Source organism: Streptomyces phytophilus, from assembly GCF_013870535.1.
GTDB lineage: Bacteria > Actinomycetota > Actinomycetes > Streptomycetales > Streptomycetaceae > Streptomyces > Streptomyces phytophilus.
The window spans coordinates 1-2,170 of sequence record NZ_JACBXC010001045.1; the positions used below are offsets into that span (position 1 = coordinate 1).

At 72.7% G+C, this 2,170-nt stretch carries 3 protein-coding genes; 2 read left to right on the forward strand and 1 reads right to left on the reverse strand.

Annotated features, from left to right (window positions below):
* Positions 1 to 241: WCX domain-containing protein (locus H5J30_RS28825; protein WP_220189475.1), on the forward strand; the 241-nt coding region annotated here is incomplete at its 5' end.
* Here the strand turns inward: H5J30_RS28825 and serB are convergent.
* Entirely contained in the window at positions 201 to 1,391 is a 1,191-nt protein-coding gene (gene serB / locus H5J30_RS28830) for a phosphoserine phosphatase SerB (protein WP_181790212.1), read from the reverse strand. The genes H5J30_RS28825 and serB overlap by 41 nt on opposite strands.
* 411 nt (positions 1,392 to 1,802) lie before the next feature.
* On the opposite strand from serB, the gene H5J30_RS28835 reads away from it, so the two are divergent.
* Positions 1,803 to 2,170, forward strand: a 368-nt coding sequence (locus tag H5J30_RS28835; RefSeq protein ID WP_181790213.1) for an FHA domain-containing protein, incomplete at its 3' end; no start/stop codon positions are given.

A 2,170-nucleotide genomic window follows, 5' to 3' on the forward strand; every position in this document is an offset into this window, starting at 1 on the left:
CGTACCCCTCGACGAGGCCGTACGCCGCCTCCCGCGCGGCGCCGGACTGCTGGAGCCCGCCGGCGAGGACCGCTGCACGCTCGTCACCGGCGGCGACGCGCTCGACTGGCTGGCCGTGCGGATCGCGCTGCTCGGCGTGGACTTCGAGGTGCGCGAGCCGCCGGAGCTGGCGGATTTCCTGCGCGACCTCGGCGACCGGATCAGCCGGTCGTATCCGCCGCCTCCACCTCGTCGCGCGTGATGCCCAGCAGGTAGAGCACCGTGTCGAGGAACGGGACGTTCACCGCCGCGTGCGCGGCCTCCCGGACCAGCGGCTTGGCGTTGAACGCCACCCCCAGGCCCGCGGCGTTGAGCATGTCGAGGTCGTTGGCGCCGTCCCCGATCGCCACCGTCTGCGCCAGCGGCACGCCCGCCTCGGCGGCGAAGCCGGTGAGCAGCCGGGCCTTGCCCGCCCGGTCCACGACGGGCCCGGTGATCCGGCCGGTGAGGGCGCCGTCGACGATCTCCAGGGTGTTCGCGGCGGCGAAGTCCAGCGAGAGGCGGTCCTTGAGGTCGTCCGTGATCTGCGTGAAGCCGCCCGAGACGACCCCCACCTGGTAGCCCAGGCGCTTGAGCGTACGGATCAGGGTGCGGGCGCCGGGCGTCAGGCGCACCTCCTCGCGCACCTTGTCCACCACCGACTCCTCCAGCCCTGCCAGCAGCGCCACCCGGGCGTGCAGGGACTGCTCGAAGTCCAGCTCGCCGCGCATCGCGGCGGCGGTCACCTCCGCGACCTCCGCCTCGCAGCCGGCGTGCGCGGCGAACAGCTCGATGACCTCGTCCTGGATGAGGGTCGAGTCGACGTCCATCACCACGAGCCGCTGCGCCCGGCGCTGCAGCCCGGACGCCACCACGGCGACATCCACGCCGAGGCGGGCGGCGGCGGTGGCCAGCGCGGTGCGCAGCTCCTCGGTGGCGGCGCCGGAGACCTCGAACTCGACGGCGGTCACGGGGTACTTCGCGAGCCGGAAGATGCGGTCGATGTTGCCGCCGGAGCCGGTGATCGCGGCGGCGATGCCGGCGGTCGACTCGGCGGTCAGCGGCTGCCCGAGCACGGTCACGTGGGAGCGGCCGGGGGCGCGGGGCTCGTTGTCGCCGGTGCCGGAGATTATCTCCGCCTCCAGGCGCATGGAGTCGGCCCAGGAGTGGATCGTCGCGCGCAGCTCGCCCTCGGTGGCGCCGACGGGCGGGGTGACCAGGGCGCACAGGGTGATGCGCCCGCGGGTGACGATCTGCTCGATGTCTATGACCTCGACCCCGTAGGCGGCGAGGGTGTCGAAGAGGCCGGCGGTGAGACCGGCGCGGTCGCGGCCGAAGATCTTGACGAGAAGCGTGCGGGCGACGGTGGTCATGATGCGACCACGGTATCGCGGTACGGGCCGCCGGCGGCCGGGCGGGTCGGGGTTGCGGCGGGCGGCGGCCAGGCCGCTGGGCTGGGAGGTTGCGGTGAGGGGTACGTGCGGTTGCGCGCGGCCGAACGGGCGGGGGAGGGGCGCCGGGCACCCCGGCCCGGATGTCCCGGCCGCTCCCGTCGCCCCGTGTCCGCGCGGCCACTGTCCGTAAGTGATCAAGTCCGGTCAACGGGCGCGAAGCGCCCGGAGCGGGCAGGAAGTGGAAGGTAAAACTCCACCTCCTGCCGTGACCCGCGTTTTCGTGAAGCGACTGTTACTGAAATAGTTCCTCAGGATGTTCGCCATCCCTAGACTCCTTACGGGCCTGTTGAAGTCAGGTGCCGTGCAAGGGGCACCTCGGGGGACAACTTTGTGGGGCATGGAGTGCCTGAACTCGTACTTGAACTGAATGGACAGACGTGGACGCTCGATCCGGCGCGCGCCTATCGCGTCGGGCGGGATCCGCAGGGGGACGTGGTGCTGGAGGACGCCAGGGTGTCCTGGCGGCACGCCAGCCTCCGGTGGGGCGGCCGTAGCTGGCTCCTTGAGGACGTCGGCAGCACCAACGGCTCGTACGTGGAGGGCCAGCGGGTCCACCAGATCGAGGTCGGCCCCGGCTCGGTCGTGTATCTCGGCAACGCCACCGACGGCCCGCAGCTGCGGCTCTCCGCGCCTGCCGGCGCCGCCGCCCCCGACGTGTACAGCGCGCAGACCGCGATGGCCCAGCCGCCGCCCGGGGC